This is a genomic window from Agrobacterium rosae (assembly GCF_002915175.1).
Classification (GTDB): domain Bacteria; phylum Pseudomonadota; class Alphaproteobacteria; order Rhizobiales; family Rhizobiaceae; genus Agrobacterium; species Agrobacterium rosae.
The window spans coordinates 282,222-298,358 of the sequence record NZ_NXEJ01000009.1; the positions used below are offsets into that span (position 1 = coordinate 282,222).

Sequence of the window (16,137 nt, forward strand, 5' to 3'; positions counted from 1 at the left end):
TTTCAAGAATTTGGCGCGCCGCGAAATCGGCCCCTGTTTCTTGGACGATTAGCAGGGAAAAAGTGCCCGTGGCAAATGCCTCCCATGGAACATCCGGTGTAGCGGAAAGGTATGCGTCGTCGCTTTTCGAGCTCGCTTTGGAAGCGGGTGTTGTTGATGCAGTCGGTGCCGATCTCGATACGTTTCAGGCTCTGCTTGATGAAAGTGATGATCTGAAGCGTCTGGTTGCGAGCCCGGTCTTTTCTTCGGAAGATCAGTCGCGTGCCATTTCTGCTCTTGCGACAAAGGCTGGTATCTCTGGTCTGTCTGCAAATTTTCTAAAGGTCGTTGCTGGCAATCGTCGTCTGTTTGCTGTTCCCGGCATGATCGTTGCCTACCGTGAAATCGCTGCCGCTCATCGCGGTGAGATTACTGCCGAAGTAACTTCGGCACATGCGCTGGATGAGGCGCAGGAAACTGAACTGAAAGCGGCGTTGAAGAGCGTCACTGGTAAGGATGTGAAGGTCGCGCTGACCATCGATCCATCCATTCTTGGCGGTCTTATCGTCAAGGTTGGCTCGCGCCAGATTGATACGTCTCTTCGCACCAAACTTTCCACCCTTAAGCTTGACTGAAAGAGGTTGGCTGATGGATATCCGCGCCGCGGAAATTTCCGCAATTCTAAAAGACCAGATCAAAAATTTCGGCAACGAGGCGGAAGTCTCGGAAGTCGGCCAAGTGCTTTCCGTCGGTGACGGTATTGCCCGCGTTTATGGCCTCGACAATGTTCAGGCCGGTGAAATGGTCGAGTTCCCAGGCGGCATTCGCGGCATGGCACTCAACCTCGAAAACGACAACGTCGGTGTTGTTATTTTCGGTTCCGACCGTGACATCAAGGAAGGCGACACCGTCAAGCGGACTGGCGCTATCGTTGACGTTCCTGTCGGTCCAGAGCTTCTCGGCCGCGTGGTCGATGCTCTCGGCAACCCGATCGACGGCAAGGGCCCGATCAACGCAACGCGCCGTTCGCGCGTTGACGTCAAGGCTCCTGGTATCATTCCGCGCAAGTCGGTTCACGAGCCAATGTCGACAGGCCTCAAGGCCATCGATGCTCTGATCCCGGTTGGTCGTGGCCAGCGCGAGCTTGTTATCGGCGACCGCCAGACAGGCAAGACAGCGATCATTCTCGATACGATCCTGAACCAGAAGGCCATTCACGACAGTGGTCCAGACAGCGAAAAGCTGTACTGCGTCTACGTCGCTATCGGCCAGAAGCGTTCGACCGTTGCCCAGTTCGTGAAGGTTCTGGAAGAGCGTGGCGCTCTGCAGTACTCGATCATCGTTGCTGCAACGGCTTCCGATCCTGCTCCAATGCAGTATCTGGCACCGTTTGCCGGTTGCGCCATGGGCGAATACTTCCGTGATAACGGTATGCATGCGCTGATCGGTTACGACGACCTTTCCAAGCAGGCTGTTGCCTACCGTCAGATGTCGCTTCTTCTGCGTCGTCCTCCGGGCCGCGAAGCTTATCCTGGCGACGTTTTCTACCTGCACTCCCGCTTGCTCGAGCGCGCCGCCAAGATGGGTGACGATGCTGGCAATGGTTCGCTGACGGCTCTGCCTGTCATCGAAACGCAGGGTAACGACGTTTCCGCGTTCATTCCGACCAACGTGATCTCGATCACCGACGGCCAGATCTTCCTCGAAACCGACCTGTTCTATCAGGGTATCCGTCCGGCCGTTAACGTCGGTCTGTCGGTTTCGCGCGTTGGTTCTGCCGCTCAGATCAAGGCCATGAAGCAGGTTGCCGGTTCGATCAAGGGCGAGCTTGCCCAGTATCGTGAAATGGCAGCGTTCGCCCAGTTCGGTTCCGACCTCGATGCCTCCACACAGCGTTTGCTGAACCGTGGTGCACGTCTGACCGAATTGCTCAAGCAGCCACAGTTCTCTCCGCTCAAGACGGAAGAACAGGTTGCGGTGATCTTTGCTGGTGTAAATGGCTACCTGGATAAGGTCGCTGTTGCAGACATCAGCAAGTTCGAGCAGGGTCTGCTTTCCTACCTCCGCTCGGAAGGCAAGGACATTCTCGACACCATCCGCACGGAAAAGGCTGTTAGCGATGACACCAAGGGCAAGCTGAAGACTGCTCTTGAAAACTTCGCCAAGTCTTTCTCCTGATTAGCCTCGTGACTGGGACGGATAACGGATGCCTTCACTAAAGGATCTGAAAAACCGCATAGCCTCCGTAAAGGCGACGCAGAAGATTACCAAGGCGATGAAAATGGTCGCCGCGGCGAAGCTTCGGCGCGCCCAGGAAGCTGCGGAGGCCGCCCGGCCTTACTCGCAGCGCATGGGTGCCGTGCTTGCCAATATCGCTCAGGCGGTAGAGGCAGACGTTGCTCCGGTTCTGATGACCGGTACGGGCAAGGACGACGTGCATCTGCTCGTCGTCTGCACGGCTGACCGTGGTCTTTGCGGTGGTTTCAACGCTCAGATTTCCCGTTTTGCTCGTGATCGTGCTCGCAAGCTGATCGCGCAGGGCAAGACGGTCAAGATCATGACCGTCGGCAAGAAGGGCTACGATAGCCTGCGTCGCGAATTCTCATCCAACATCATCGAGCGCATTGAACTGCGTGACGTGAAGCGGGTGGGTTTCGAGAACGCCGATGGCATCGCCAAGAAGATCATCGCGCGTTTCAACGCCGGTGAGTTCGATGTCTGCACGCTGATCTATTCCGAGTTCAAATCGGTCATCAGCCAGATCCCGACAGGTCTGCAGCTTATTCCTGCTGCGGCACCTGCGGTCGAGGTCGAGCAGTCTGCGACGACGGCGATTTACGAATACGAGCCGGATGCGGCTTCCATTCTGGAAGATCTTATTCCGCGCAACATTTCGGTTCAGGTTTTCCGGGCTCTGCTCGAAAACGTGGCTGGCGAAATGGGTGCCAAGATGAGCGCGATGGACAATGCCACGCGCAACGCCGGTGAAATGATCAACAAGTTGACGCTTTCCTATAACCGTCAGCGTCAGGCTCAGATCACCAAGGAACTGATTGAAATCATTTCGGGCGCGGAAGCGCTCTGAGGTTAAGGAAAGAGGGTAAGGATAATGGCTAAGGCAGCTACCCCAAAGAAAACCGCAGCGATCACTGGCGCGACCGGCAAGGTTACGCAGGTTATCGGCGCTGTTGTCGACGTGGCGTTCGAAGGCGACCTGCCTGCGATCCTCAACGCGATTGAAACTGACAACAACGGCAACCGTCTGGTTCTCGAAGTTGCGCAGCACCTCGGCGAAAACGTCGTGCGTACAATCGCCATGGACTCGACCGAAGGTCTGGTTCGCGGTCAGGCCGTTCGTGACACGGGCGCTCCGATCACCGTTCCCGTCGGTCCTGAGACGCTTGGTCGTATCATGAACGTCATCGGCGAGCCGGTTGACGAAGCAGGCCCGCTGGTTACTTCAGGCATGCGCGCCATTCACCAGGAAGCGCCTTCCTACGTCGAGCAGTCGACAGATGGCCAGATTCTGGTTACCGGCATCAAGGTCGTCGACCTCTTGGCACCTTACGCTAAGGGCGGCAAGATTGGCCTGTTCGGCGGTGCCGGCGTTGGCAAGACCGTTCTGATCATGGAACTGATCAACAACGTTGCCAAGGCGCACGGTGGTTACTCGGTGTTTGCTGGCGTGGGTGAACGTACCCGCGAAGGCAACGACCTTTACCACGAAATGATCGAATCCGGCGTGAACAAGCACGGCGGCGGCGAAGGCTCGAAGGCTGCGCTCGTTTACGGCCAGATGAACGAGCCACCAGGTGCGCGTGCTCGCGTTGCTCTGACGGGTCTGACCATCGCTGAAGACTTCCGTGACAAGGGCCAGGACGTTCTGTTCTTCGTGGACAACATCTTCCGCTTCACGCAGGCTGGTTCCGAAGTGTCGGCTCTCTTGGGCCGTATTCCTTCGGCTGTGGGTTATCAGCCAACGCTGGCAACCGACATGGGCCAGATGCAGGAACGCATCACCACCACGACCAAGGGTTCGATCACCTCGGTTCAGGCCATTTACGTGCCTGCCGACGACTTGACCGACCCTGCACCGGCAACATCGTTCGCCCACTTGGACGCAACGACGGTTCTATCGCGTTCGATCGCCGAAAAGGGTATTTACCCGGCTGTTGACCCGCTCGACTCCACGTCGCGCATGCTCGACCCGCTGATCGTTGGCGAAGAGCACTATGAAGTTGCCCGTAAGGTTCAGATGACCTTGCAGCGCTACAAGGCTCTCCAGGACATCATCGCCATCCTCGGCATGGACGAACTGTCTGAAGAAGACCGTTTGGCCGTTGCGCGCGCTCGTAAGATCGAACGCTTCCTGTCGCAGCCATTCTTCGTGGCTGAAATCTTCACCGGCGCCCCTGGCAAGCTCGTGGCTCTCGAAGACACGATCAAGGGCTTCAAGGGTCTCGTCAACGGCGAGTATGATCATCTGCCGGAAGCTGCTTTCTACATGGTCGGTTCGATGGAAGAAGCCATCGAGAAGGCCAAGAAGATGGCTGCTGAAGTCGCCTGATAATGCTATCAAGAAAAGGCGCGTGGCTTTTCCACGCGCCTTTGTTCGTCGCGCAACAGAAAAGAAGTGAATAGCCATGGCCGACAGTTTCAAATTCGAACTTGTTTCTCCGGAGCGTCTGCTTGTTTCCGAAACGGTCACTGAAGTTGTCATTCCCGCCACGCTTGGCGAAATGACGATTCTGCCGAACCATGCGCCTGTTATGACGACCATCAAGCCCGGCGTCGTCAAAGTGAAGTTCGCTTCTGGCGAAACGCATAAATACGTTGTCTTCGGTGGTTTTGCCGACATCGTACAGAGCGGCTGCACATTGCTTGCCGAATCTGCCGTTGCAGCCGATGAGATGACACCGGATACGCTTCAGAAGCGGATCGATGCTGCCAAGGCAGAAATTGACGAGACCGGTCATCACGAACATCGCACGAAGCTTGAGAAGTACATGTACGAACTGACGAACCTTCATGAGGTTCTCGTCGCAGCTTGAAAGGACAGGGCGGGTTCTCCAAAGGAATGACGCCCCCTCCGGTTTACGAAAGCGGCCTAGATGGCCGCTTTTTTGTTTTCATATGAGGGTGTCGCGGCCAAGATGCCGCATCCGCCATGAATAGAGCCGACATGTGATGCAGCGCGGTCGATGATGGATAAGGTCCCATGTGATGCCAGGCAAAAACATATCCAGACCAGTTATCAGAATGTCGCGTCGCGATGGCGTTGTTGCCACCGGCAAACGCATTGTGCCGGAAGAAGTGCCGATCGCTTTTTCCTATGGCGGTTCGACCCATGCGGTGATGATGGCAACACCCGCTGACCTTGAAGATTTTGCGACCGGTTTCAGCTTGACCGAAGGCATCATTTCCAGCGCTGACGAGATCGACTGCATCGATGTTCTGGATGCAGACCGAGGATTCGACGTGCAAGTCACGCTTCGCGATGCGCAGGCGGATGCCCTGCGCCTTCGCCGTCGGCATATGGCCGGTCCTGTCGGTTGTGGTCTTTGCGGTATTGAATCCATCGAGCAGGCTGTGCGTGTCGTACCTGATGTGTCCAACGTGCGTCTCGGCCTCGACGCGGAGACAATCGCGACCGCAATGAACGCTCTGAATGGTGCGCAGCCGCTTCACACAGAAACACGAGCCGTCCATGGCGCAGGCTTTTACGTGCCAGAAATCGGGTTAATTGCCGTGCGGGAGGACGTCGGTCGGCATAATGCACTCGATAAGCTGACCGGTGCGGTGCTGCGCTCAGGGCATGCCGGTCGGGACGGTGTCGTGGTCGTCACGAGCCGTCTCTCCGTTGAAATGGTGCAGAAGGCTGCAATCCTTGGAAGTGGCATATTGGTTGCCGTGTCCGCCCCAACGGCGCTTGCGGTTGAAACGGCAGATGCCGCGGGGATGACGTTGATTGCGCTCGCACGCGGCGACGACTTCGAAGTCTTCACACATTTCAATCGCGTCGTTCTTGATACAGCGCAGGCTCATTCTACTTCGTAGAGGTTTTGCCGATTTTGCTTTTGGCTCTGCCTCTGCTATTCGTCAATTTCGGTGCGGCGCTGTGGGCCGGTCGGTATGAATTAGCATGATGCGTTGGTCGATCCGTGAGCCGCTCTTAGCTGGAGAGCGTCGCGCGTTGATGAACGCTAATCGCAGGAGAGCGATGTGCAGCAAGAAGTGATTCCCAAGCCGCGAGGTGTGGCTCAAGAATCCGAGTTCGGTCCTTGGCTTGCAAAGGCGTCCATTCTGGTTGTGGATGACGAGCCGGGAATCCGCAATTTTCTCATGCGCACGCTGGAGCCGCGTTGCAAATTCGTGGATGAGGCAGCCGATACCACCGAGGCGAGCCGCAAGCTGGATGAGCGGCATTTCGATATCGTCATCCTTGACAACATTATGCCGAAGAAGACCGGACTGGAGTGGCTGACCGAACAGCGCGCCATTGGGCTTTATGCGGAAGCCATTCTGATGACGGCCTATGCCGATCTCGAAACCGCCATTCTGGCAATCCGGGCCGGTGCTGCCGATTTCTTGCTGAAACCGTTTCGCTCCAACCAGCTTCTCAATGCGATTTCCCGTTCGCTGGACCGAATCCAGTTGCAGCGCGAAAACTTTGCACTGAAATACGAACTGAAGGCTGCGTCCGATCATCTTTTCCTGCGTGACCGCTTGGTGGGCAGTTCCGCCACCATCCAGCAGACACGGGAGATGATCAGCCGCGTTGCCCCGCTTCCCACATCCGTTTTGCTGACCGGCGAATCTGGCACCGGCAAGGAAGTGCTGGCCCGCTCTATCCATGAATTGTCCGACCGCGCTGGCAAGCCATTCGTCCCCATCAACTGCGCAGCCATTCCCTCCGATATGCTGGAAACCGAGTTGTTCGGCCATGTGAAGGGCGCGTTTACAGGCGCGGACAATCGGCGCGAGGGGCTTTTCATGCACGCGCAGGGCGGCACATTGTTTCTGGATGAAATCGGTGAAATGCCGATGGCGTTGCAGAGCAAGCTTCTGCGGGTAATCGAAGACCGGAAGGTACGGCCGGTTGGGGCGGAGCGCGAAGTGCCGGTGGATATCAGGCTCGTTTTCGCCACCAATGCGGATCTGGCGAGCGACGTCGAGAAGGGGCGTTTCAGGGCCGATCTTTATTATCGCATCAATGTCATGCAGATTTATCTCGCACCGCTGCGAGACCGCGAGCGGGATGTGGTGGAACTGGCCGATCTGTTCATGCACAAGCTTTCGCAGCAACTCGGGATGCCGCCGGTCCAAATCGACAATGCTGCAAGGTCCATGATGCTGGCTTATCATTGGCCGGGCAACGTGCGTGAGTTGCGCAATCTGATCGAGCGCAGTCTTATCCTTGGTCGTTTCCCCAACGATTTGCGCGGTGGTTCTCCAGCGCCTGTTGCCAGTGGCACGCTTGATGATGTCGAGCGGCGGCATATTCTAGCGGTGCTGGAGGAGTTGGGCGGCAACAGGGATGAGGCATCGCGTCGTTTGGGCGTTTCCCGCAAGACGATAGATCGCAAGCTGTCATCCTGGCATGGCTGACGACGTCCCGCTCCCAAAAACTGTGAAGTCATCGCGATCAGTTCGTGTTCGCCTGCTTGCCATTGCGCTTTTGCCGATGCTGGTCGTGTTGCCGCTGCTGCTCGGCGTAACGATGACGCGGTGGAGCTCCAAGTTCGATGCGTTGCTGATTTCCAAAGTGAATGGTGATCTGACCATTGCGCACCAATATCTCGCGACAATTCTGGAGAACACCGGCGAGCGTCTGGATGCCATCGCCAATTCAGCACGGCTTCACGACATATTGGTGCAGCAGCAGTCGCTGCCGCTTGCCGAATATCTGGAAACGAGCCGGGGCAGGCTGGGCCTCGATTTTCTGTTCGTCATCGACAGGAATGGTGCTGTCACGGCCAGCGCCGGTTCGCAGGTGGCAAAGGTGCGCACGGATTGGCCGGTTCGTGCCAAGGCGCTTGGCGGCAGTCCTTCCTTTGCGATGGATGTATTTTCGCAAAATGAACTGCGCGATATCTCACCCGATCTGGGTGACCGCGCAACGTTGGAGCTGGTGCCTGCATCAGCGGAAAAACAGTTCGAGACGCGCGGCATGGTGATCCACGCCGCAAGCCCGGTGATGCTGCCCGGTGGAGAGGTGGCGGCGCTGGTGGGCGGCAAGCTCTTGAACCAGAATCTCGATTTCATCGATACGATCAACGATCTGGTCTACCGCGAGGCAAGTCTTCCCGACGGTAGTCAGGGAACGGCGACGCTGTTTCTAGACGATGTGCGCATCAGCACCAATGTGCGCCTGTTCGAAAACCGCCGTGCGCTGGGAACGCGGGTGTCTGATGCAGTGCGATCGACCGTGCTGGATAACGGGCGGGTCTGGCTCGACAGCGCTTATGTCGTCAATGACTGGTATATCTCGGCCTATGAACCGCTGACCGACAGCTATGGCAAGCGGATTGGCATGCTTTATGTCGGCTTTCTCGAAGCGCCATTCGCACGCGCCAAATATGAGACGCTGGGCTCCGTTATCGCCGCCTTTTTGGGGATCACGATCCTCAGCATTCCGGTTTTTCTGCGCTGGGCGCGTGGCATCTTCAAGCCGCTGGAGCGCATGACCCAGACCATTGCCAGTGTGGAGGAGGGGGATATGGGTGCCAGAACCGGCCTGCCACCCATGAATGATGAAATCGGGCGCGTGGCTGTGCATCTCGATGGTCTTCTGGCACGGCTTCAGCAGCGCGAGGGTGAGTTGCGGGCCTGGAATGAAGAGTTGAACGTGCGCGTGGAAGAGCGGACACAGGAATTGCAGCTCGCCAACCTGCAAATCGAAGCGACGACGAAGCAGCTCGTCATGTCCGAGAAGCTTGCAACCATCGGTGAAATCACCGCAGGCGTTGCGCATGAGATCAACAACCCGATCGCCGTCATACAGGGCAATCTGGAGGTGGCACGAGCCGTGCTGGGACAGCAGGCGGATGCTGCGACAACGGAATTCAACCTGATCGACGAGCAGGTGGACCGTATCAGCCGGATCGTGGGCAAGCTTTTGCAGTTTGCAAGGCCGGAGGAATTCGCCGGTTATGTGGAACGACAAAACCCTGCAGATGTGATTTCCGATTGCATGCCGCTCGTCAAACATGTGTTGAGCCGGGCGGGCATCGATGTGGTGCGTGATGACCGCGCTGACGGGCAGGTCATGATGAACCGCACGGAGCTTCAGCAGGTGCTTGTCAATCTCATCGTCAACGCCGCACATGCCATGCCGCAAGGCGGCACGCTTGCTCTGCGCAGCCATGATGCTGAAAGACATGGCTCTCAGGGCGTTTCGATCATTGTGGCTGATACCGGTATTGGCATGAGCGCGGATGTGGTCGAGCGTATTTTCGATCCGTTTTTTACCACGAAGCGTCAGGAGGGGACCGGGCTTGGTCTCTCCGTCAGCCAGATGCTGATCGTGCGCCAGGGTGGTGACATCACCGTCGAAAGCACCGTCGGCCATGGCACGACATTTACGATCTGGCTGCCGCAAACTGTCTGATCTTCGTCGTTCTCAGTATTCAAAATCATGTAGGCTGGACATTTTGTCGCGGCGGGTGGGACATTTTGTCTCGGTGTTCAACTCGGCGCACCCTATCGTTTTGATAAATAACAATTTTCATTCTGGCACATGAATTGCTGAGCAGTGGTTGCATCACAAAGGCTGCTGAAAACAAGCGTTCCCGTCAGAGGTGACCGGTTTCGGCAAAGCCCGTGGGGCTTGGGACATTGTTTCGGAAGAGTGGGGCGCGCCTTGCCCGATTATGGCAGGGCGCGCGAGCAGGGCCGGAACATAAACAACAATCGAAATTCATCGCTTTGCGGTGAATGGAGGGACATCACAATGACTGCTACGAACGAAGCATTCGCGCCGGGGGCGACGGGTGCTGGTCTTCTGGACCGTGAAAGAATTATCGCAAAGCCGGGCTTCAACCGTTGGCTGGTGCCACCGGCTGCGCTCTGCATCCATCTTTGCATCGGCATGGCTTACGGCTTTTCCGTTTTCTGGCTGCCGTTGACCAAGGCCATCGGCATCACCTCTTCCGTCGCCTGTGCCGATTTGACATTGGGCTCGGCCCTGTTCACGACGACCTGCGACTGGCGCGTCAGTGACCTTGGCTGGATCTACACGCTGTTCTTCGTTCTGCTTGGCTGCTCCGCTGCCATCTGGGGCGGCTGGCTGGAACGTGCCGGTCCGCGCAAGGCTGGTTTCGTATCCGCCATCTGCTGGTGCGGCGGCATGGCCGTTGCGGCTGTCGGCATCATGACCCACCAGCTGTGGCTGATGTGGTTCGGTGCTGGCGTCATCGGTGGTATCGGCCTTGGACTTGGCTATATTTCGCCGGTTTCGACGCTGATCAAGTGGTTCCCCGACCGTCGCGGCATGGCGACCGGCATGGCAATCATGGGCTTTGGCGGTGGTGCGATGATCGGCGCGCCTTTGGCCGATACCCTGATGCGCCATTTCCGCACCGATGTTTCCATCGGCGTCTGGGAAACCTTCCTCGTCATGGCGGCAATCTATTTCGTCTTCATGATGGCGGGTGCATTTGGCTACCGCATTCCGCCAGCAGGCTGGAAGCCTGAAGGCTGGACCGCTCCGGCTGCCAAGAACTCCATGATCACGACGCGCCACGTTCACCTGAAAAACGCGCATAAGACCAAGCAGTTCTGGATGATCTGGCTGGTTCTGTGCCTGAACGTATCTGCTGGTATCGGTGTTCTCGGCATGGCGTCGCCAATGCTGCAGGAAATCTTTGCCGGTTCGCTCTTGGGTCTGCCGGACGTGAAGTTCTCGGATCTGACGACGGAACAGCTGGCCTCCATCGCCGCCATTGCTGCTGGTTTCACCGGTCTGCTGTCGGTCTTCAACATCGGTGGCCGCTTCTTCTGGGCGTCGCTGTCCGACCGTATTGGCCGCAAGGCAACCTACTTCACCTTCTTTGCTCTTGGCATCGTGCTATACGCATCGGCTCCATGGGCTGCCGGTATCGGTAGCAAGGCGCTGTTTGTCGGTATGCTCTGCATCATCGTTTCGATGTATGGCGGTGGCTTTGCCACGGTGCCTGCCTATCTGGCGGATATTTTCGGCACGCAATTCGTGGGCGCGATCCACGGTCGCTTGCTCACAGCTTGGGCAACGGCTGGCATCATCGGTCCTGTCGTCGTGAACTACATTCGCGAAGCGCAGATCGCAGCGGGCATTCCACGCGCGCAGGTCTATGACTTCACCATGTATATTCTCGCGGGCATGCTGGCGTTGGGTTTGATCGCCAACCTCATGGTCAAGCCGCTGGCAGACAAGTGGTACATGTCGGACGAAGAGGTCGCTTCGCTTCAGGCCAAAACCAAGTCGACAGACACCGGTCCTTCCGGTTCCTTCGGCATCGGCAAGGGTGGCTTCGATGCCAAGGCGCTGATCGCCTGGGCCATCGTCGGCATTCCCATCGCCTGGGGTATCTGGATCACGTTGCAGAAGACTTTCGTTCTGTTCACCTGATCATCTCATCTCAACAGAAAAGGCGGCTCTCGGGCCGCCTTTTTTATTTTCAAAGTCTCTACGCTATTACCTTCAGGCAGATAGCCGTTTCGAAACAGGTTGTGCGTCATAGCTGGCGGAGGCGCCTGCCGTGGTCGGGTTGCCAACGTTGAACTGCGTCAGCAACTCTCGCAGGCTTTCCGCCTCGCGCGCCAGTCCGTGGCTTGCTGCGGTGGTTTCCTCCACCATCGCGGCGTTTTTCTGGGTGGCTTGGTCCATCAGGTTCACGGCATTGTTGATTTCAGCCAGACCGGTCGCCTGCTCCTTGGATGCTCTGACGATAGTCGAGACGTTGACATCGATTTGGCTGACCTGCAACGCAATCTGCTTGAGGGCATCACCCGTCTGACCAACGAGATCGACGCCATTGGCGACATGCTGGCGAGACGTATTGATAAGTTCCTTGATCGCCTTGGCAGCGCTTGCAGAACGTTGCGCAAGTTCACGGACTTCCTGGGCAACAACGGCAAAACCTTTGCCAGCTTCACCGGCACGTGCAGCCTCCACACCAGCATTCAGGGCCAGAAGATTGGTCTGAAACGCGATGTCATCGATGACGCCGATGATATTGGTGATTTCGCCAGAAGACTGGGAAATCTTATCCATCGCTCCAATAGCCCGGTGGACGATGTCGCCGGAGCGCTCCGCACTTTCCTTGGTGGAGCCGACCAGTTTTCCTGCTTCGTCCGCGCCTTTGCTGGAATCCTTCACCGTCGTGGTGATTTCCTCCAGGGCGGCGGCGCTTTCTTCCAAAGATGCGGCCTGCTGTTCGGTACGGCGCGCCAGCTGGTCTGCCGCCACGCGGATTTCGGCAGAGCCCGAGGCAATGGTGGCAGCGTTTTGTGCCACCGTTTGCATGGTCGAGCGCAGTTTTTCGATCACCTCGTTGAAGTCGCCACGCAGCTTCTCCATGCTCGGGACGAAGGGTTTATCGAGACGCTGGCGAAGCTCTCCTTCCGCCAGAAGGCGCAATGCATCGCCCAGAGTTGAAATAGCGCTCATGCGAGGCGTCACATCCGTCGCGAATTTGACGACTTTGACGACCTCTCCCTTGTCGTTCAAGATGGGGTTGTATGCGGCCTGGATCCAGACTTCCTTGCCGTTCTTGCCGAAACGCACGAACTCATCGGAAATAAACTCGCCTGCTGCCAGTCGTTTCCAGAAGTTTGCGTATTCGCTGGAGGCCGCATAAGCAGGCTCGCAGAAGATGCGGTGATGCTTACCGGCTATCTCCGTCAGTGCGTAGTTCAACGTGGCGCAGAAATTGTCGTTGGCGGTGATGATTTCGCCCGTTGGCAGAAATTCGATGACGGCCTGCGAGCGCGAGATCGCTTCCAGCTTGCCGCTATCTTCCTTTGCCTTCAATTTTTTCGCAGTGATGTCGGTCGCGATTTTTACGACTTTGTAGGGCTGACCGCTGCGATAGACAGGATTGTAGGATGCTTCGATCCATATCTCGGTGCCGTCCTTGCGGATGCGTTTATAGTCCTGTGCGTCAAATTTCCCGCTCGCCAGGCTTTTCCAAAACTCGGCATAGGCTTGGGTGCCCACATAGTCTCTATCACAGAAGATGCGGTGGTGCTTGCCAACGATCTCTTCCAACTTGTAACCAAGTGCCTTACAAAAGTTCTCGTTTGCGTTGAGAATATTTCCTTTCAGATCGAACTCGATCATGGCCTGAGAGGCTGAAAAGGCCTCAAGGACGTGTCTGTTGTCCGCATTTTTTCCCAGCCAAAGCATATTGTCTCCAAGTGAGCTGAAAAAAGCCGCGGCTGTACATTGCTACGTCGCGCGCGTTTTCGATTGAGGTTTAGGTTGCATTTATAAGTTCGTTCTTTAATTGCATTAGAGCTTATTAATATTAATACAAAGTTGATGACAACTATCGCCGAAGTTTATTTTTCGCGTTCGCAAGACTAATTTTGGGCTGGATTTTAACGATGTCGGATAATTGTTTATTTCTGCGTTGTATCCCGCAGATGGAGACATGTTTCATGAAGTCCGCAGATTTTTTGTCGTTGCGCGCAAATGCAAAAAACGCTGTCCGGCATCTGCCCAACAGCGTTTTAAAGTCTCTCAATAAAAAAGTGATCGGCGCAGCGCTTAAGCGGCGATGTCCTCTAGGTCGGCACCCTTGAACATCTTGGCAAGGTTCAGGAAGCAGATCATGCCGTGTTCGTTGGCAATGATACCTTCCGAGAACGACTTGTCGAAGGAGGCGGAGACTTCCGGAACGGGCTGTACCTGGCTTGCTGGGATCGTCAGAATGTCCGAAACGCGGTCAACAAGCATGCCGATGACCATGTTGTGAACTTCAGCGACGACGATGGCGCTACGCTCGTTGGCAACGGTGCTCTTCATGCCAAGCTTGTAAGCGAGGTCGATGATCGGAATGACCGATCCGCGAAGGTTCATAACGCCGATCACGTCTTTTGGCGCGTGTGGCAATGGTGTGGACGGAGCCCAGCCGCGAATTTCACGGATCGTGGTCGTTTTGACGCAGAACTCCTGATCGTGGAGACGAAACGCGATGATTTCGAGGGTATCGCCACCAAAGTTCGTAGAATTAATCGTAACCATCAGAATTCTTCCCAATCCTTGTTCTGGGCTAGTGCGAGCGCACCGACGCTAGCGTATCCGGATTTTGGCATCCTGCCTGGTGTACGAACAACCGGGGCTTTTTCTTCCGGCTTCATCCTATGATTCGTAACAGAAGAATGTTTCCCAAATCTAAACTGCGTTAACAAATTTCTCAGTACATCAGCTTCGTGAGCAAGGCTGTGGCTGGCGGCAGTCGTTTCTTCCACCATGGCGGCATTTTGCTGCGTATTGGTATCCATTGCTTCGACGGCGTGATTGATCTCTTTCAGACCGTTGGCCTGTTCTCGTGCAGTTTCAACGATCGCACCGACATGATTGTTGATTTCGGAGACCTGCGTTACGATCGTATCGAGCGCTTTGCCGGTTTCACCAACCAGTTCGACGCCTTCCTTCACCTGTTCGGCAGAGGTGTTGATGAGCGTTTTGATTTCCTTGGCAGCTTTGGCAGACCGTTGCGCAAGCTCTCGTACTTCCTGGGCGACAACTGCAAAGCCTTTTCCGGCTTCACCAGCACGAGCAGCCTCGACGCCAGCGTTCAGCGCAAGAAGATTGGTCTGGAAGGCGATGTCGTCGATGACGCTGATAATGTTGCTGATTTCGCTCGATGATTGCGAGATGCGCCCCATAGCTTCTATCGCCTTGCCAACGACAGCTCCCGAACGTTCGGCACCTGCCTTTGTTTTTGCGACGAGCTGACCGGACTCTTCCGCGCGGACTGTGTTCTGCGCGACGGTTCTGGTGATTTCGTTGAGGGCTGCGGAGGTTTCTTCGACGGCTGCGGCTTGCTGCTCCGTGCGCTTGGCAAGATTATCCGAGGCTTCGCTAACTTCGCGCGATCCGGTGGCTATGCTGCCGGTGCTTTCCGCAACATCACGCATGGCGCTCTGCAGCTTTTGCAGCGAGCCGTTCAGATCCTGACGCACCTTTTCCAGCGTTGGAATGAAAGGTGTTTCAATGGTTGCAGTCAGGTCACCATTTGCCAAGGCTGTCAGGCTGTGTGCCAGCTCATCCACTGCGCGAACGCGTTCAGTGACATCGGTCGCAAACTTCACGACTTTGAAAACTCGACCATCCTGATCCATGATGGGATTGTAAGATGCCTGAATCCAGACCTCTTTGCCACCCTTGCCGATACGCTTGAATTCGGCGGAAATGAATTCTCCTGCCGCAAGCTTGCGCCAGAACTCCGCATAGTCGGAACTGTTGCGGAACTGCTCGTCGCAGAACATGCGGTGGTGCTGCCCACGGATTTCCTGAAGACTGTAACCCAGGCAGGAGAGAAAATTCTCATTGGCGGTGATGATGTCGCCAGACGTGGTGAACTCGATGATGGCCTGAGCGCGCGACAATGCGTTGAGCTTGCCGGAGTCTTCGGCGGACTTCGTCTTGGCCTCGGTGATCACGGTCGCGATCTTTACGATGCTCTTTACCCTGCTACCGATGACAACAGGGTTATAGGAGGCCTGAATCCAGACTTCGCGTCCGCCATTGGCGAGTCGCTTGTACTGCTGCGCCTGATATTTTCCATCGGCGAGATTTTTCCAGAACGTGCGGTAATCCTGACTTTTGGCATAGTCAGCTTCGCAAAACATGCTGTGATGCTTCCCGACGATTTGCTCGGCGGTGTAGCCCATGGCTCGGCAGAAGTTTTCGTTGGCTGAAAGAATTATGCCACCGGTGTCAAACTCGATCATCGCCTGCGAGTGGCTAAGAGCGGTTAGAACGGCTTTCGCATGCGTTCCAAGAAGAGATAGCACGTGGATGACACTCCATGACAATGGCACACGCATGTGCGCATTGCGGCTTTTGCTGTTGCGCGCGGACGTGAACAGTCAGCGAACTGTTCAAGGCAACAACAATTCATCTACAACATTATCTTTAAGGATCTCTGAATTCGCCGATTATTGATA

General features: G+C 56.1%; 11 protein-coding genes and 1 pseudogene. 9 read left to right on the forward strand and 3 right to left on the reverse strand.

Annotation, left to right across the window (positions count from 1 at the left end; genetic code table 11):
• Positions 1-62: 62 nt before the first annotated feature.
• The 9 genes and pseudogenes from CPJ18_RS21110 to CPJ18_RS21150 all read left to right on the forward strand — a co-directional run bounded on the left by CPJ18_RS21110 (position 63) and on the right by CPJ18_RS21150 (position 11,587).
• Positions 63-628: pseudogene (locus CPJ18_RS21110) on the forward strand (F0F1 ATP synthase subunit delta).
• Positions 628-2,157: a F0F1 ATP synthase subunit alpha gene (gene atpA / locus CPJ18_RS21115; RefSeq protein WP_065700562.1), complete on the forward strand. Its 1,530-nt coding sequence runs from the start codon at positions 628-630 to the stop codon at positions 2,155-2,157. Before CPJ18_RS21110 ends, atpA begins: the two are co-directional and overlap by 1 nt.
• A 28-nt stretch (positions 2,158-2,185) precedes the next feature.
• Positions 2,186-3,064 (forward strand): F0F1 ATP synthase subunit gamma, encoded by an 879-nt coding sequence (locus CPJ18_RS21120; RefSeq protein ID WP_077102946.1) that lies wholly within the window; start codon positions 2,186-2,188, stop codon positions 3,062-3,064.
• Positions 3,065-3,088: 24 nt separating this feature from the next.
• Entirely contained in the window at positions 3,089-4,546 is a 1,458-nt protein-coding gene (gene atpD / locus CPJ18_RS21125) for a F0F1 ATP synthase subunit beta (protein ID WP_077121241.1), read from the forward strand.
• A gap of 76 nt (positions 4,547-4,622) precedes the next feature.
• Positions 4,623-5,030, forward strand: a complete 408-nt coding sequence (locus tag CPJ18_RS21130; RefSeq protein ID WP_077102942.1) for a F0F1 ATP synthase subunit epsilon — start codon at positions 4,623-4,625, stop codon at positions 5,028-5,030.
• 208 nt (positions 5,031-5,238) lie between these two features.
• Positions 5,239-6,036: a formate dehydrogenase accessory sulfurtransferase FdhD gene (fdhD, locus tag CPJ18_RS21135; RefSeq protein WP_245445449.1), complete on the forward strand. Its 798-nt coding sequence runs from the start codon at positions 5,239-5,241 to the stop codon at positions 6,034-6,036.
• A gap of 165 nt (positions 6,037-6,201) precedes the next feature.
• Complete coding sequence (locus tag CPJ18_RS21140; RefSeq protein WP_245445450.1) at positions 6,202-7,587, forward strand: sigma-54-dependent transcriptional regulator; 1,386 nt, start codon at positions 6,202-6,204, stop codon at positions 7,585-7,587.
• Positions 7,580-9,589 carry a sensor histidine kinase gene (locus CPJ18_RS21145; protein WP_103659891.1) on the forward strand — a complete coding sequence of 670 codons (2,010 nt, stop codon included), beginning with the start codon at positions 7,580-7,582 and terminating at the stop codon, positions 9,587-9,589. Before CPJ18_RS21140 ends, CPJ18_RS21145 begins: the two co-directional genes overlap by 8 nt.
• A 342-nt stretch (positions 9,590-9,931) precedes the next feature.
• Positions 9,932-11,587 carry an OFA family MFS transporter gene (locus tag CPJ18_RS21150; RefSeq protein ID WP_077121582.1) on the forward strand — a complete coding sequence of 552 codons (1,656 nt, stop codon included), beginning with the start codon at positions 9,932-9,934 and terminating at the stop codon, positions 11,585-11,587.
• A gap of 72 nt (positions 11,588-11,659) precedes the next feature.
• Here the strand turns inward: CPJ18_RS21150 and CPJ18_RS21155 are convergent, their stop codons facing one another.
• The 3 genes from CPJ18_RS21155 to CPJ18_RS21165 form a co-directional block, all read right to left on the reverse strand.
• Positions 11,660-13,366, reverse strand: a complete 1,707-nt coding sequence (locus CPJ18_RS21155) for a methyl-accepting chemotaxis protein (protein ID WP_103659892.1) — start codon at positions 13,364-13,366, stop codon at positions 11,660-11,662.
• A 363-nt stretch (positions 13,367-13,729) separates the two neighbouring features.
• Entirely contained in the window at positions 13,730-14,206 is a 477-nt protein-coding gene (locus CPJ18_RS21160) for a chemotaxis protein CheW (RefSeq protein WP_077102935.1), read from the reverse strand.
• Complete coding sequence (locus tag CPJ18_RS21165) at positions 14,206-16,017, reverse strand: methyl-accepting chemotaxis protein (RefSeq protein WP_103659893.1); 1,812 nt, start codon at positions 16,015-16,017, stop codon at positions 14,206-14,208. The genes CPJ18_RS21160 and CPJ18_RS21165 overlap by 1 nt, the downstream gene beginning before the upstream one ends.
• Positions 16,018-16,137 lie beyond the last annotated feature (120 nt).